General features: G+C 57.5%; 18 protein-coding genes and 1 tRNA gene. 13 read left to right on the top strand and 6 right to left on the bottom strand.

Annotated features, from left to right (window positions below; all coding sequences use genetic code 11):
- Positions 1–34: 34 nt before the first annotated feature.
- Positions 35–343 (top strand): hypothetical protein, encoded by a 309-nt coding sequence (locus tag ACIQWS_RS02425; protein ID WP_403169876.1) that lies wholly within the window; start codon positions 35–37, stop codon positions 341–343.
- A gap of 101 nt (positions 344–444) precedes the next feature.
- Positions 445–518: transfer RNA gene (locus tag ACIQWS_RS02430), tRNA-Gly, on the top strand.
- Positions 519–580: 62 nt separating this feature from the next.
- On the opposite strand, the gene ACIQWS_RS02435 is transcribed toward ACIQWS_RS02430, so the two are convergent.
- The gene (locus ACIQWS_RS02435) at positions 581–1,459 is read right to left on the bottom strand and encodes a haloalkane dehalogenase (protein ID WP_403177395.1); all 879 of its coding nucleotides are present in this window, start codon (positions 1,457–1,459) and stop codon (positions 581–583) included.
- 90 nt (positions 1,460–1,549) lie between these two features.
- Here ACIQWS_RS02435 and ACIQWS_RS02440 point away from each other — a divergent pair, with 90 nt between their 5' ends.
- From ACIQWS_RS02440 to ACIQWS_RS02450, 3 genes are all read left to right on the top strand, one after another.
- A complete protein-coding gene (locus ACIQWS_RS02440; RefSeq protein ID WP_403169878.1) occupies positions 1,550–1,987 on the top strand; it encodes a MarR family winged helix-turn-helix transcriptional regulator in 438 nt (145 codons plus the stop codon).
- Between the two features lie 92 nt (positions 1,988–2,079).
- Positions 2,080–2,370, top strand: coding sequence for a hypothetical protein (locus ACIQWS_RS02445; RefSeq protein WP_403169881.1), 291 nt, complete (start codon positions 2,080–2,082; stop codon positions 2,368–2,370).
- A gap of 77 nt (positions 2,371–2,447) precedes the next feature.
- Positions 2,448–2,948, top strand: coding sequence for a Holotricin-3 precursor (locus ACIQWS_RS02450; protein ID WP_403169884.1), 501 nt, complete (start codon positions 2,448–2,450; stop codon positions 2,946–2,948).
- A 100-nt stretch (positions 2,949–3,048) separates the two neighbouring features.
- Here ACIQWS_RS02450 and ACIQWS_RS02455 read toward each other — a convergent pair whose 3' ends face one another.
- Entirely contained in the window at positions 3,049–4,356 is a 1,308-nt protein-coding gene (locus ACIQWS_RS02455; RefSeq protein WP_403169886.1) for a glycosyltransferase, read from the bottom strand.
- Between the two features lie 49 nt (positions 4,357–4,405).
- On the opposite strand from ACIQWS_RS02455, the gene ACIQWS_RS02460 reads away from it, so the two are divergent.
- The 5 genes from ACIQWS_RS02460 (at position 4,406) to ACIQWS_RS02480 (ending at position 8,028) form a co-directional block, all read left to right on the top strand.
- Positions 4,406–5,149: a hypothetical protein gene (locus ACIQWS_RS02460; RefSeq protein ID WP_346307006.1), complete on the top strand. Its 744-nt coding sequence runs from the start codon at positions 4,406–4,408 to the stop codon at positions 5,147–5,149.
- Between the two features lie 172 nt (positions 5,150–5,321).
- Positions 5,322–5,573 (top strand): DUF982 domain-containing protein, encoded by a 252-nt coding sequence (locus ACIQWS_RS02465; RefSeq protein WP_223611866.1) that lies wholly within the window; start codon positions 5,322–5,324, stop codon positions 5,571–5,573.
- Between the two features lie 164 nt (positions 5,574–5,737).
- Positions 5,738–6,004, top strand: coding sequence for a DUF6460 domain-containing protein (locus tag ACIQWS_RS02470; RefSeq protein WP_346307005.1), 267 nt, complete (start codon positions 5,738–5,740; stop codon positions 6,002–6,004).
- Between the two features lie 76 nt (positions 6,005–6,080).
- Complete coding sequence (locus tag ACIQWS_RS02475) at positions 6,081–6,578, top strand: CAP domain-containing protein (protein ID WP_223611862.1); 498 nt, start codon at positions 6,081–6,083, stop codon at positions 6,576–6,578.
- A gap of 94 nt (positions 6,579–6,672) precedes the next feature.
- On the top strand, positions 6,673–8,028 hold the full coding sequence (locus tag ACIQWS_RS02480) for an MATE family efflux transporter (RefSeq protein ID WP_403169891.1): 1,356 nt from the start codon (positions 6,673–6,675) through the stop codon (positions 8,026–8,028).
- 4 nt (positions 8,029–8,032) lie between these two features.
- Here ACIQWS_RS02480 and ACIQWS_RS02485 read toward each other — a convergent pair whose 3' ends face one another.
- The 3 genes from ACIQWS_RS02485 to ACIQWS_RS02495 all read right to left on the bottom strand — a co-directional run bounded on the left by ACIQWS_RS02485 (position 8,033) and on the right by ACIQWS_RS02495 (position 10,629).
- Positions 8,033–9,109, bottom strand: a complete 1,077-nt coding sequence (locus ACIQWS_RS02485; RefSeq protein WP_403169894.1) for a D-alanine--D-alanine ligase family protein — start codon at positions 9,107–9,109, stop codon at positions 8,033–8,035.
- A gap of 78 nt (positions 9,110–9,187) precedes the next feature.
- The gene (locus ACIQWS_RS02490; protein ID WP_403169898.1) at positions 9,188–10,285 is read right to left on the bottom strand and encodes a quinone-dependent dihydroorotate dehydrogenase; all 1,098 of its coding nucleotides are present in this window, start codon (positions 10,283–10,285) and stop codon (positions 9,188–9,190) included.
- Positions 10,282–10,629, bottom strand: coding sequence for a DUF952 domain-containing protein (locus tag ACIQWS_RS02495; protein WP_403169900.1), 348 nt, complete (start codon positions 10,627–10,629; stop codon positions 10,282–10,284). Before ACIQWS_RS02495 ends, ACIQWS_RS02490 begins: the two co-directional genes overlap by 4 nt.
- Before the next feature lie 132 nt (positions 10,630–10,761).
- On the opposite strand from ACIQWS_RS02495, the gene ACIQWS_RS02500 reads away from it, so the two are divergent.
- Together ACIQWS_RS02500 and ACIQWS_RS02505 are read left to right on the top strand one after the other, a co-directional pair.
- Positions 10,762–11,214, top strand: coding sequence for a hypothetical protein (locus ACIQWS_RS02500; protein WP_403169903.1), 453 nt, complete (start codon positions 10,762–10,764; stop codon positions 11,212–11,214).
- A gap of 144 nt (positions 11,215–11,358) precedes the next feature.
- Positions 11,359–11,802 carry a VOC family protein gene (locus ACIQWS_RS02505; protein WP_223611854.1) on the top strand — a complete coding sequence of 148 codons (444 nt, stop codon included), beginning with the start codon at positions 11,359–11,361 and terminating at the stop codon, positions 11,800–11,802.
- Between the two features lie 43 nt (positions 11,803–11,845).
- Here the strand turns inward: ACIQWS_RS02505 and pip are convergent, their stop codons facing one another.
- Positions 11,846–12,796: a prolyl aminopeptidase gene (gene pip, locus ACIQWS_RS02510; protein WP_223611852.1), complete on the bottom strand. Its 951-nt coding sequence runs from the start codon at positions 12,794–12,796 to the stop codon at positions 11,846–11,848.
- Positions 12,797–13,024: 228 nt separating this feature from the next.
- On the opposite strand from pip, the gene ACIQWS_RS02515 reads away from it, so the two are divergent.
- Positions 13,025–13,696, top strand: a complete 672-nt coding sequence (locus ACIQWS_RS02515) for a response regulator transcription factor (protein WP_346306999.1) — start codon at positions 13,025–13,027, stop codon at positions 13,694–13,696.
- Positions 13,697–13,698: the final 2 nt, after the last annotated feature.

Genomic DNA, 13,698 nt, shown 5'->3' on the forward strand with positions numbered 1-13,698 from the left:
CCTGGGATTTGTCATGCAGGATTGGAGGTTTGCGATGCCTCGGAAAACCGGCTCGAAACGGCGTGCGGCAGCTGTTGTGCTCGCCATTCTGACGTTCATTGCGCTATTGCCGCTGTTGTCAGTCCTGGTGACCTATGCGATCGCCAATACGCTTGGCTGCACGGTGGATGAGAACAGTGTTCACCCGTGTCTGCTGGGCGGCATCGACATTGGCGATACGCTTTACACCATGGGCGTGCTGGGCTGGCTGATGATCCCGGCCGCGCCGCTTCTGCTGATTGCGGTGCTTGGCTGGATCGGCCTTGGCATTGTCGCCATCGCCGGCCGCATGCGCCGCAGCTGATATACACGCTGTTTGCAGGATGATGTGCGAATCCGGTTGACTATCGATCCCGGCTGCTTTTCATTCCGGTTATCTGCCCCGAGGCAAGTTCGCGGGCATAGGCGGGTGTAGTTCAATGGTAGAACGGCAGCTTCCCAAGCTGCATACGAGGGTTCGATTCCCTTCACCCGCTCCATCCCTTGTTTGCATGGAACGCAAGACGGCAGCAAGGATGCCGCCTCGCGTTGAACCGGGTTGTCAAATATTGATCTGCTCCAGCCACTTGCCAAGTGATTGCGCGATTTCCTCGGGTTGATCTTCCGGTGCATTGTGTTTGGCGGCACCGCAATTGACAACGCTGAGGTTGGCATAGTTGGCCTTGCACCAGGCTACCACGTCCGCCCCGATCGCCAGGTTTTTTCCCGATCCTTCGAACGCAATCAACAGTTTCGGAACATCGACACTGTCGGCAAGCCAGGTGTTGAAATCCCGCATTCTTTCAATCAGCGCTGCCGGTTCCTCGTCTACAGGCATTGAGCGCGTCCATTCGAGAATGGCCCGGCGGCTTTCAGGGGTGGTGTACGACTGCGTATAGGCATGGATATCGTCGCCTGAAAGGCCGGAAAGCACCGTTGCCTGCAAGGTTTGTTCGATGAAAGTGTTGCTCTGGAGCACGATGGTCTCGCCAAGCCCCTCCGTCTTCAATGCGCGAAACCGTTCCGCAACCTCCGGCGGAAAATCGGCCCAGCGCATCGGCCGCAGAATTGTTTCCATGAAGGCGACGCCCCGCACCCGCTCCGGATGACGCGCCGCCCAATCCAGGGCAAGCGTGCCGCCCCAGTCATGACCAACCAGGATGACGTCCGTCAGTCCCAGCGCATCGAACCAGGCATCGAGATAGCGGGCTTGATCGGCAAAACTGTAGTCGAGGGAGGGGCGGCCCGAGCGCCCCATGCCGATCAGATCGGGAGCCAGACGGCGATAGCCAGGCAGGGCGGGGGTGATCTTTCTCCACAAATGGGATGTGGTGGGATTTCCATGGAGGAACACAATGGGTGTGCCCAGGCCCGCTTCTTCGTAGTATAGGGTTGAATCAAGGATGGAAATGGATGGCATGAGATTGTCCTCTTCAGATATGGTAAGGTGCCTGTCTAATACGATATAGACAGTTGCCTGTCAATATCTGAAGGAATCTGGCTCCGCACACCAACGGGAAACAGCACGCTGATGAGTTCACCAACGCCCAATCTCGGAATTCTTCTGCGGCTCCTGCATCAGCAATGGACGCAGGCCATCGACACCGCGCTCGACGAGGCGGGGTTCGTCGATATCCGTCCATCCCATTCGAATGTATTGGCCTTTACGCCTTCGTCCGGAATTCAGGTCAGCGAACTGTCGAAACTGTCAAAAACCCGCAAACAATCGATCACCCAGGCGGTGGAAGAGCTTGAAAAGCTTGGGTATGTGGAGCGTCGCCCCGATCCTCGGGACAAGCGGGGGCGATTGGTCTTTCTCACAGCCCGGGGGCAGGCGGTGCAGCCCACGGCGATGGCGGCGGGCAAACGCATTCAACAGAACTGGGAAAGCGTCGCTGGCAAAGAGAATATTGATGTTTTGACGTCCACTCTGCAGCTTGTGCTCGAAAAATTGCCGCGCGGTGAATAGACCCGCCTGCTTTTCGCTTGCTGCGGTGTCCTTGTTTGAATGTTCATCAACAACGGCGTAGTGTGGAGCGGGATAAACTGGAGGGAGCTGTCATGAAGAATATTCTTTCCCTAGTGGCTGCCGGCCTCATCGCGCTGGTGATGGGCCTGACATCAATCGTATCCGCGCAGGCCTCGCCGATCTCCGTCCAACGCGCGCCGATCGCTTCGAATGTGGAACTGGTCAAATACAAGCACAATCGCGGCAGGCATTGGGGCCACCGCCATCATTATCGGCACGGCTGGAGAGGTCACCACCATCGCCGCCACCACTGGAATAATCGGCACCATCGGCCCGGCTATTGGAAGCACCATCGTCATCACAGGCACTATTATCGCTATTAGCGCCTCATAATGGCCCTAAACGGATTATTAACGTTCCGGCAGGGGAACGATCACCGGGACATATTGAGGAGATGGGTATGACTCTTGTGAAGCGCGGTTTTGTTGCCGTTGCATGTTTTGGTTTGCTGGTTGCCGGCACTGCACTCTCGACGACGGGCAATTACAGCCTTATCGGTTCTGCACTGGCCAAAAATGGCAATGGCAACGGTGGCGGCGAGGGCGGCGGAAAAGGCAATGGCGGCGAAGGCCATGGCAATGCCAAGGGCGACCACGCAAATGACAAATCCAAGACCAAGGAAGCTGATCTGAGCGACAGGGATCTGGACAAGAATACCTTGGGTCCGCTCAACGCAGCACATGCATCGGCGCGGGCACGGGAGCGGGCAGCCCCCAATTCCTCCGTCGGCAAGATCGCCGCTTACGAACGCAGCCGCGAAGCAGCCCTTGCCATTACTGATCCCACATTGCGGGAGCAGGCCCTTGAAGCCGCTGAAGCCAAATTGAGCACGGATTTCCATCGGACACTCACGACGGCGCAAATTGACAAAGTGAACGACCTGTTGGACGCCCGTCGCTGAGACCGAAATGGCCAATCGACAGGATTGGTGCGATATTCCAAAGCCCCCGTATCTCCGGACGCGGGGGCTTTTGCAATTGAGGTGGTCGGGATATTTTCGGCTACGGCGATTTGTTGTGCCGCTTTGAGCGCGCCCGTAACACTGCGCCCACGCGCCTGAGTGGAGATGGTACAAGCGCTTGGTACATGGCCTTCAAGCTCACGAGGATATTCGTTGAGGTTGAAATTTCACGATCAAGTTTATCGATTTTCGTGGTCAATGTTTGAGCGAGCGTTTCCATGGAATGTGAATTGGGCAGATGACGCTCTGTCACCGAATGCAGTTCGGCAAGGATCTCTGATTTTGATTGATCCAGCATTTGCCTGAGAGTGTCTGTTTCCGGCATCCAATGCATTTCAGAGGCGATACGAAACCAGGTTCTTTTTTCCGCGGTTGCAACGAGTTCCTGCGCCCATTGGCCATTGGCAAGACCGAGTGCGGGCAGGCCGGGTGATCCTGCCTTGATGGCCGAACGGTAGAGCTTTTCGTATTGGGAGACATATTTGTCCGCCGGCGAATGCTCACGCAGGTATTCGGCTACATCTGCCGCATCCTTGGCGTCGTAATGCTGGATCGCTTCCTGCAACAGCCCGACAGTTGTCGGTCGGGCGAGCAACCGCACACCAAAATTATTCTTCCGCCAGGCCGCGACATTGCGGGTCGTGAGAAGTCCGGCAAAGCCGCGACCGTCACAGACAACAACCGCACATCCGACAAAGGCCGCTTCCAGCGCCATGCGCGCCGTTGCAAAGACCAAATCATATTTGAGCAATTCTTTCTCGAGGGCATCGGAAAACTTGCCTGTTCCAGGGCCCAGCTCGTCAAGGGTGATGGTCTTTGCGGCACACGCGCGCCGCACCAATTCAGTATGACCGCTGGCCTTGGTAAGCAGGAGCGCCTTCCGGGGGCGGTCCGGAAGAGGGGGCCTTGCGATAAAACGCGCTGAATCAACGGCGTTTTCTATCGTGGTCAAGCGATTGGCCGGGATGCCTCTGGACAAGCATTTGTCTCTGCACGCGGCGTCTACGGCGACATAGTGCTTGATCTGCGGATGCAGCAAAGGGGCTTCGATCTCGAACACGGAACTGTGGCAGGTGTAGACGACCGGCACGTCGGGAAACCGTGCCATGGCAATAAAGCACGGGGACACGTGGTGGGCATGAATGACATCAGGCCGATAGGGTATCTGATCTATCGCATGATAGATCAGATGTCCCTTCTGTATCATCCAGTTGGTGTCGCCGACCAATGTCGGGGCAAAAATCATAACGTGGTGACCTGCAACCCGAAGTGCGTCAGCCAGCAGTTCAACGACACTTTCGGATCCGGATCGCATTCCGAAAACAAAATTTGTAATAAGAACACGCACTTTATATTTCCCCGATGCTTTTGTTGTGCAGCTATGGTCTATTTCAACAATGCAAAATAAACAAACACTAAGTATTCTTCTTTTGGCGCATCCTGGGCATGAGCTGCGCATTCACCATTGGGTGGAATTGAACAAGCCACTTGTTTTCTTTCTGACAGACGGGTCTGGAAGCAAGGAACAGTCCCGAACGCATTATTCCCGGGAAATCATCGAAAAAACCGGATCCGCTGCAGGCGCGATATTTGGCGATATTTCGGACAGGCTTTGGTACGAAGCATTGGCACGTCATGATCACGGGTTTTTCGCGGCGGTGATCGCGTCAATTGAGGCTGATATTGGAGAGCATCATTCCTACAGAATAGTTGCGGATGCACGTGATGGATACAATCCAATCCACGACCTGGCATCGGCCATGGGCGCGATCCTGCAAAAGCGATTGTCCGCGGGCGGCAAACCGGCCGAACTCCTCTTTTCCGCCGCGACAGCTGGAGCAAAAGGCGATCGCGTCTGCGAGCTGGTTTTGGATGAGGAAGCCCGCGCGCGAAAACTGGCGGCGGTGGCGCGTTATCTTCCACTGGTTGATGAGGCGCGCTCCATTTTGAAACAGTATCCCGCCGCAATGGACAGGGAAGTGCTGATTTCTCAAGTCACGGATTGGCACACACCGAAAAATCCCGAGTGGGAGGAAATCGGACGTGAAAGGGTTGCGGCGGGTATTTATCAATCCTGCTTGACCTATGAAGATCACTTTTTACCAGTTGTTTCCAAGTTGTTCGAAGAATGCGGCAAGTAACGCGATCATCTTCAGACGCACTGTGATCGAGGGCACTCGTCGCACGGCAATGGCCTGACGGGAATATCCTGCTGGTGGTATGCCCGGCCCGGCCGGAATGGTTGTACTCACGATGGAATGCCCATATAATATGGGGCTGCGGGGGCTTGGCTGTTTTTGGGCGTCTCACATCATGCGTAAACTGACATTTGAATCTGTGACCGTAGAGACCAGGCAGATTGGCAAATACCGAAGTATAGCCTCGGTAAAAGAAGCCGCTGAATTTCTGTCGGAGGATTGGCCGGCCCGGCACGGACCGAGCTATCTCGCCGCACAACAAATATGCCACGATGCCCTGAATGGCGAAAGAACGGTCGGCGAAGCCCGAAAAGCCTTCATTGCGGCGGCAAAAACGGTCGATATTTTCGTGCAGGATCGGCATTGAAACCAATCTGACCGTCTTGCCGGCTACCGCCAGCCTTATCCGGGATATATTTGGACTGGAACGCTTGGCGAATCCGCTATCGCCGTGCAATTGCTTGAACCGGGCCGCATATGGCCATATGTGAACACCATCGCGCAATTGCCGCCGCCGCTATCGGAGTATCAATGTCGGACAAGATGAACCGTTTTCTGGGAGACACGCCGGGCCGTGTTCTGCTCAAGCTCATTCTCGTATCGCTTTTCGTCGGCGTGATCATGAACGCGTTCAACTGGTCACCGCTCGATATTCTGTACGGTTTCGAGAATTTTGCCCGCCGCATCTGGAACCTCGGTTTTGGCGCCATTGAGCGTTTCGCCGGTTACTTCCTCTTGGGCGCGGTCGTGGTTGTGCCGTGCTTCATCATTTTGCGGTTGCTCAGCTACCGGCGTTAAGCGCAAAAATATCGCCTTGGCCTGAATGAGCCACAATTGCTGGATATCGGCAGTGCATCTCATTCAGGAATTGCTTATGCCCGACCATAGATTTCATTTGTCACGCCGCAGCGTACTTGGGTTCGCCGCCGTCTCGGCGCTGTTGCCGCTGGCCGCCTGCCAGACAGTGACACGCACGCCGGGGAAAAGCGCCGGTGTATCGGCGTCAGCGACCTCGCTTGTGCAGAATATACGCTCTTCCAATGGATTGGCTGGCCTGACCGCCGATTCTTCGCTGGAAAGCGCCGCACTGCAGCAGGCGGGCTACATGGCCAGCGCCGGCCGGATGTCCCATACGACTGGCTGGGGGCGTGATTTTGCCACCCGTGTGCGGAACAACGAGATCCACGGCATTGCTGCGGAGAATATCGCCGTCGGCCGCATGGAACTCGACCGGCTCTTTGCCATGTGGATGGCCTCGCCGCCGCATCGCCGCAATATGCTGGATCAGAAGTTCACCCGGTTCGGTCTTGCCTATTCGGAAGCTGCCAGTGGCAGCAGCCAGCGGTATTGGGCGCTGGTCCTTGCCAGCTGAACGATCGGCCGGCATTGGCCGATAGTTCTGGAAAAGCGCCGCGCGCAGTGGCATAGGATATCGATAGCCCCTCTGGCGTCTTTCCCGGTGTCCCATGTCAACGCAAGTGTCCCATCCTGATGGATCAAAAATCGTTCGCCCGTTCGAGGTGACGAACCGCCTGATGCTGTCGATCACGATTCCCGTGATGCTGGCATCGTTGACGACACCCTTGCTCGGTCTCGTCGATACGGCCGTCATTGGCCAGCTCGGCGATCCGCATCTGCTCGGCGGGCTGGCGATCGGGGCTCTGGTTTTCGATTTTCTCTTCTCGACCATGAATTTCCTGCGCGCCGGTACAACCGGGCTGGTGGCGCAGGCGATGGGCCGCCATGACAATGTGGAACAGCAAGCGGTGTTCTGGAGGGCCATCGGCATAGCCGCGCTTGTCGGCCTTGTTTTCATTGCTGTAACGCCACTGGTGCTGACTGCAACGGTTCGCTTCATGAACCCGGATCAGGCGGTCGCCGACGCCATGTCCACCTACGTGTCGATCCGGCTCTTTTCCTCGCCGATGGCGCTTGGAAACTTTGTCGTTCTCGGTCTGCTGCTCGGGCAGGGCAAGGCGATGCAGGGCCTCTACCTGCAATTCCTGCTCAACGGCGTCAATGTGGTCATGACCTGCTGGCTCGGTCTGGTCATGGGCTGGGGCGTGGCCGGCATCGCCTGGGGAACCGTGCTCGGCGAAAGCGTCGCGCTGGTTGTCGGCTTGACCATGGTCTACTGGCAGTTTCGGGCCGTTCCCAATCCATCGCTCGCGCGCATCCTTGATATGCCGGCCATCCGGCGGATGTTTGCGGTCAACCGCGATATCATGCTGCGCTCGTTCTTCCTGCTGATCGCCTATGCCTATTTCACCCGCGCTGGTACCGAGGCCGGTGCCGTGACCTTGGCAACCAACGCCGTGCTGATGAATTTTCTGCTGATCTCGGGCTATCTCATTGATGGCGTGACGACGGCAGCCGAGCAGATTTCCGGCCGTGCCGTCGGCGCCCATTATCGCCCGGCCTTTGATCGCGGCATCAAGCTTTCATTCCTGTGGGGGCTGGTCCTCGCATCGCTGATGGCGCTGTTCTTCCTCATCTACGGCAATGCCATCGTGGCGGTTCTGATCAAATCTGCGGATGTGCAGGCCATGGCCGCACTCTACATGCCGTGGGCGGCCCTGGCGCCCGTTACCGGGCTGCTGGCCTTCCATATGGACGGTGTATTCATCGGCGCCACCTGGTCGCGCGACATGCGCAACATGATGATGCTGTCACTTGCCGGGTACTTTGCCGCCTATTTCATTCTGCCGCAGTTCATGGGCAATCACGGGCTCTGGCTGGCGCTTCACCTGTTCCTCGGGCTGCGCGGTCTGTCGCTGCTGGCGATCCTGCCGCGGCGGGCGCGGCTGCAGTTCGCCAGCTAGATCGTTAGGAGCGCTGACGGTCGGCGCGATCCAGCGCGTGCTGGATCAGCCGGTCCACTAGTTCGGGATAGGGAATGCCGCTCGCGCCCAGTGTCTTCGGATACATGCTGATATTGGTGAAACCTGGTATCGTGTTGACCTCGTTCACGACGGCACTCATGTCCGGCCGCAGGAAGAAATCGACCCGTGCCATGCCTTCACAGCCGAGGGCCCGAAAGGCCCGGCCTGCCATGTCCCGCAGCTGTTCCCCGACAGGTGCCGGAAGGTTGGCTGGAATGGACAAGGCCGCGCCATCGGCATCGATATATTTGGCTTCATAGGTGTAAAAGCCGTGGCTGGCGGCTGGAGCGATCTCGCCGGGAACCGAAACGGTCAATGAACCGTCGCTCCCTTCGAGAACGCCAAATTCGATCTCGCGGGCCTGGACAAACTCCTCGACAATGACCTTGCGGTCGTGCCGGAATGCCTCCTTGACGGCCGCCTCGAAAGCCTCGGCTGTGGCAGCCTTGCCAACGCCGACGGACGAGCCCTGCCGGGCGGGTTTGACGAAGACCGGTGTGCCAAGGGCGCGCGTGATGTCATCATAGCTGGCGGTTTCGCCAAACTGGAGTGTCACGCCCTTGGCGACGGGCAGGCCGGCCTGCTCGAGCAGGCGCTTGGCAATGTCCTTGTCCATCGCCGTTGCGGAACCGAGAATGCCGCAGCCGACATAGGCAACGTCGGCAACTTCCGCCAAGCCTTGCACCGAACCGTCTTCGCCGAAGAGGCCGTGCAGCACGGGGAAGACCACATCGACCGGTGGTATTTCATGTGGTGCACCGCTTGCCGGAATAACGAGAAGCCGGCCTTTCCCGCCGGGCAGCAGGCTGATTTCAGGTCCGGTTGCCGGAACAGTCTTTGGCAGGCCGCCATCTTCAAGCGCGGCAAGCAGCCATTGTCCGGTGCGGGTGATGGCGATAGGCACCACCTCATATCTTGAGGTATCGATTGCCTTGACGACATTGCCTGCGGAAAGCAGGGAAACCTCATGTTCGGCCGAACGGCCGCCGAATAGAACTGCCACCCGTCTCTTGCGCGTCATCACTGTGTTCCCATTTCGCTGGAGTTTATCGCCGTCATCCGTTGGATTGTGGAACAGTGGCAAAATTACGCTCTGTCGTCAGGCGGGAATGTCTTTCGCCGCCCAATCCGCAAGGTCACGATCCCGCAACGCGCTGATATTGGCCACGCCATCGCGCTTGAGCGTGGCGGCCATCTCCTTGAGGATTTCAGCAGCGAGCCCGGGGCCACGGTAGATCATGCTGGTATAGAGCTGGATGAGATCGGCACCCGCGCGAATCTTGGCGATTGCGGTCCTGGCGCTGTCGATGCCGCCGACACCGATGATCGGCAGCGCGGGGCCTACGCGCTGGCGCATCTTTGCCAGCACAATCGTGGAGCGATTGAAGATCGGCGCACCTGACAGACCGCCGGTCTCGGCCGTGTGCTGCCGGCTGCGCAAACCCGTGCGGGACAGGGTGGTGTTGGAGATGATCAGGCCGTCCAGCGGATGCAGCGCGATTTCGGCAGCAATATCGTCGAGGCTGGCTTCAGGCAGATCCGGCGCGATCTTGAGAAAGACCGGGCGCCGGACACCGGATTGTGCTGCAACCGCATCGCGGGCTTCCAGCACCTTGCCGAGCAATTCCTTGAGGCTGTCACGAGCCTGCAAATCCCGCAGGCCAGGTGTGTTGGGCGACGAGATGTTGGCGGTGAAGTAGGCTGCAAGCGAATGGAACTTCCGGATGCCGGCGACGTAGTCAGCCACGCGATCAGTTGAATCCTTGTTGGCTCCGATGTTGACCCCGACAATTCCCGGACGATTCCTGCGCAATGACAGCCGCTGGAACGCGGCTTCGTGGCCTTCATTGTTGAAGCCCAGGCGATTGATCACGGCATTGTCGTCGACAAGGCGGAAAATGCGCGGCTTTGGATTGCCGGATTGCGCCAGCGGCGTGAGGGTCCCGATCTCGGCAAAGCCGAAACCGAGCTTCAACAGGGCATCCGGCACTTCCGCGTTCTTGTCGTAGCCGGCGGCCATGCCAAGAGGATTGGGAAATTTCAGCCCGGCAACGGTAACCTGCAGGGCAGGGCTGTCCGGCAATGTGCATCCCGGCACCAGCCCGGTCTTCAATGCCTTGATCGACATGCCATGGGCGTCTTCCGGGTCGAAGGAAAACAGCACCTTGCGGCCCAGCGACTGAAACAGTCCGCTCATGCATTCATCTCCGGAAACTGGTGCTTGCCATCGGTGTCAAGCGGCAGCGGTTTGACCCACAGGACGGCCGCCATCGGCAAAGACGCGTAGAGGTGCGGGAAGAGGTCGCCGCCGCGGGAAATCTCGTATTTCAGGGCATCGCCCAACCGGTCGGCCTCGACGGCGACGAGCAGCAGGTCATCCTGTCCGGCAAAGTGTTTGCTCGCCGTTTCCACCGCCTGTGCAGCGGTGGAGAAGTGGATATAGCCGTCGGCATGGTCGATCGGTGCGCCATCAAACACGCCTGCGGCTTCCGCCGCCTGCCACAGTGCCCGTGGGGCAATCTTGTAAATCAGTTTGCTCATGCGGATTTACTAGACGCAAAACCGCAATACGCAAAGAGTAGACTGCTGCCGGTAACAGAAATCTCGGCGCTCATTCCTATTTTCGGCGTATTATCCTCTCAAGCTTGAGGTTCAGCATTTCGGAGGTCTGTCATGTCACGCACACGAACACTGCTGGTCGCTGTTGCGGCTGTTCCGTTCCTCGCAATCGCAGCCTCGAGCGGCGCGATGGCCGAGGAAACCACGAATTATTCACTGGAAAAAACCGATACCGGTTACATCAGGATGAACAACAGGACCGGAGAGATGTCCATCTGCCAGGAAAAGTCCGGGCAGCTGATCTGCAAACTCGCTGCGGATGAACGCAGGGCCTACGAGGAGGATGTGGCGGATCTGAAGACCCGTGTTGCCAAGCTGGAAGACACGGTCGCCAGCATGGGCAAGATTCCGCCGGTTGTCCGCGATGCGCTTCCTTCCGATGAAGAGTTCGAGAAGGGCATGAACTACATGGAGAAATTCATGCGCCGTTTCATGGGGATAGCCAAGGAATTCCAGAACGATAACAGCGGCGCCAAGCCGCAGCAGGCCCAGCCGCAGAAAACCTGAAACGGGTAAAATCTGGGTCGGTCTGTCAAGGCATGTTTTCCACGGAAAACGCCAAAACCTTTGCTCCAAAGATCATTTTGTTCTTGATTTGTTCGCGGTTTTATACGACTTTAGTCCCTCGCTAATGGACGCTGGAGGGACAGGATGAACGAGGGGCCAAGACTGATCGGTGAAATTTCCATCCGGCTTTTTGTGCGCCACGGCGACCAGCAAATGGCCATGGATTTTTATGAGAATGTATTCGGCGCGCGGGTGGTCGGGCGCCCGTATCTGCATAATGGCGCGTTGATCGCCGCGGAAATGCGGATGGGCGCATCGGTGATCATGATTGTCGGCGCCAACCCCAAACGCGATGCGGATGCATCGCTGGGCGGGCCGCGTTCTGTCCACGCGATTGGCGCGACGCCTGTCATGCTCGATATCCATGTTGACGACGTTGACCGCGTCATGCACCACGCCACGGCGGAAGGCGGCCATGTGCGCAATGCCGTCGAGGAACTGGACAATGGTGACCGCGTCGGTGTGCTGACGGATCCCTTTGGTCATTTGTGGGTGGTCAAGTCACGCCGCAAGCATCTGGCGGCATAATCAGGCAACCGGCTGCCGAAACAACCGGTTGCCCGCAGTGCTATCAGGCTGCAAACCTTTTGGTTGCAGCAATCAGTTCATGCACAATGCCCGGTTCCGTGACGGAATGCCCGGCATCTTCGACAATGCGAAGGTCCGCTTCCGGCCAGACCTTTTTCAGATGCCAGGCGTTCAGGAGCGGCGTGCACATGTCATAGCGGCCGTGCACGAGAACGCCGGGAATTTCGCGGATCAGATGGGCATTGCGCAGGAGGTGATCATCTGTTTCGAAGAAGCCCCTGTTCTGGAAATAGTGGCATTCGATGCGTGCAAACGCGATGGCGAAATGATCGCCGGCAAAAGCCTCTTCCCGCGCCGGATCCGGCAGGAGGGAAAGCGCGGAACCTTCCCAGCGCGCCCACAATTTGGCGGCGGCCAGGCGCACGGCCGGGTCCTCGTCGGTAAGGCGCTTGTAATAGGCCGCGATCATGTCGCCGCGTTCTGCCTCAGGAATGTGCTCCTGATAGGCTTCGAAGCGGTCGGGATAGATGATGCTCGCACCGTTGGAATAGAACCATTCGATTTCGAAACGGCGGATCATGAAGATGCCGCGCAGGATCAGCTCGCTGACATGGGCGGGGTGGGTCTGCGCATAGGCAAGAGCCAGTGTCGACCCCCACGAGCCGCCGAAAACCTGCCATTTATCGATACCGAAATGGTTGCGGATACGCTCCATGTCTGCCACGAGATCCCAGGTGGTATTCTCGCGCAGTTCAGCATAAGGCGTTGATTTTCCACAGCCGCGCTGGTCGAAAAGAATGATGCGGTAGAGTTCCGGATCGTGCAGCCGGCGCATGGCGGGATTGATCCCGCCGCCAGGGCCGCCATGGATCATGATGACCGGTTTGCCCTGGGGATTGCCGCATTCCTCCACGTGAATGCTGTGCAGATCAGACACGGCGAGCATTTGCTCGGCATAGGGCTGGGTCTCGGGGTAAAGTGTATTCGTTATCATACATCTTTCTTTCGAAAAGTGGCGAAATAGGTCTATGATTACGCGGGATTAAGGTTTTGCCAAGTCAATTCATGTGTTTAGCAGACATCTACGAACAGTCCGCATTGGTTTTGAACTTTCCTGCGCAATAGATTTGTCTTGATATATCAGGAAAATGCGCTTTAGTCGCTAATATTAAAACGATTAGATTTTCAGATGTTGCAATTTCAAAACGGAGACTTTTCAGGCATGAGATTTAAGTTTGTCATTGTGGACGATCATCCGCTTTTCCGGGGGGCGTTGAAAGCTGCACTTATGTTGCAGACAGGAGACGCTGATATTATCGAGGTCAGCGATCTGGAGAGTGCCAAAAGGCACATCCTCGATGCAGCCGATGTTGATCTTCTGCTGCTCGATCTTGCCTTGGGCGGCGTCGGCGGTCTTACTGGCTTGATTGCTTTGCGTTCGCTGCACCCGAGCGTGCCGATAGCGATTGTTTCGGCAACCGATGATGCCGTTACAATCCGGACGGCGCTTGCACTCGGCGCCTCGGGCTTTATTTCCAAGTCCTCAACCCTTGATGAGATTGCCGATGCCATCGGCAGGATACTCGATGGCGAGATATGGTCGCCGCTGACCGGTCAGGGCGGGGGACAACTGGATCAGGAACTGTTCGAACTGGTCGGCCGCTTGCGCCGTCTTACCCCGCAGCAAGGACGGGTTCTCGGCATGATGGCCGACGGAATGCTCAACAAGCAGATTGCGCATGAACTCAATGTGTCGGAGGCCACGATCAAGGCGCACGTCTCTGCGGTTCTCTACAAGCTTGGTGTTGAAAGCCGGACACAAGCGGTCATTTGCTTGTCCCGTTTCAACAGCACCCCCGCGCCCCTGAACTCCAGAACAGTGGAGTTTCATTAGCG

Source organism: Phyllobacterium sp. NPDC097923 (genome assembly GCF_044760925.1).
GTDB classification, from domain to species: domain Bacteria; phylum Pseudomonadota; class Alphaproteobacteria; order Rhizobiales; family Rhizobiaceae; genus Phyllobacterium; species Phyllobacterium calauticae.

Bases quoted from the DNA above. Each gene is read 5' to 3' on its own strand.
- ACIQWS_RS02425 (WP_403169876.1), top strand. From the start codon at position 35: ATGCCTCGGAAAACCGGCTCGAAACGGCGTGCGGCAGCTGTTGTGCTC.
- ACIQWS_RS02440 (WP_403169878.1), top strand. From the start codon at position 1,550: ATGAGTTCACCAACGCCCAATCTCGGAATTCTTCTGCGGCTCCTGCAT.
- ACIQWS_RS02445 (WP_403169881.1), top strand. From the start codon at position 2,080: ATGAAGAATATTCTTTCCCTAGTGGCTGCCGGCCTCATCGCGCTGGTG.
- ACIQWS_RS02450 (WP_403169884.1), top strand. From the start codon at position 2,448: ATGACTCTTGTGAAGCGCGGTTTTGTTGCCGTTGCATGTTTTGGTTTG.
- ACIQWS_RS02460 (WP_346307006.1), top strand. From the start codon at position 4,406: ATGCAAAATAAACAAACACTAAGTATTCTTCTTTTGGCGCATCCTGGG.
- ACIQWS_RS02465 (WP_223611866.1), top strand. From the start codon at position 5,322: ATGCGTAAACTGACATTTGAATCTGTGACCGTAGAGACCAGGCAGATT.
- ACIQWS_RS02470 (WP_346307005.1), top strand. From the start codon at position 5,738: ATGTCGGACAAGATGAACCGTTTTCTGGGAGACACGCCGGGCCGTGTT.
- ACIQWS_RS02475 (WP_223611862.1), top strand. From the start codon at position 6,081: ATGCCCGACCATAGATTTCATTTGTCACGCCGCAGCGTACTTGGGTTC.
- ACIQWS_RS02480 (WP_403169891.1), top strand. From the start codon at position 6,673: ATGTCAACGCAAGTGTCCCATCCTGATGGATCAAAAATCGTTCGCCCG.
- ACIQWS_RS02485 (WP_403169894.1), bottom strand. From the start codon at position 9,109: ATGACGCGCAAGAGACGGGTGGCAGTTCTATTCGGCGGCCGTTCGGCC.
- ACIQWS_RS02490 (WP_403169898.1), bottom strand. From the start codon at position 10,285: ATGAGCGGACTGTTTCAGTCGCTGGGCCGCAAGGTGCTGTTTTCCTTC.
- ACIQWS_RS02495 (WP_403169900.1), bottom strand. From the start codon at position 10,629: ATGAGCAAACTGATTTACAAGATTGCCCCACGGGCACTGTGGCAGGCG.
- ACIQWS_RS02500 (WP_403169903.1), top strand. From the start codon at position 10,762: ATGTCACGCACACGAACACTGCTGGTCGCTGTTGCGGCTGTTCCGTTC.
- ACIQWS_RS02505 (WP_223611854.1), top strand. From the start codon at position 11,359: ATGAACGAGGGGCCAAGACTGATCGGTGAAATTTCCATCCGGCTTTTT.
- pip (WP_223611852.1), bottom strand. From the start codon at position 12,796: ATGATAACGAATACACTTTACCCCGAGACCCAGCCCTATGCCGAGCAA.
- ACIQWS_RS02515 (WP_346306999.1), top strand. From the start codon at position 13,025: ATGAGATTTAAGTTTGTCATTGTGGACGATCATCCGCTTTTCCGGGGG.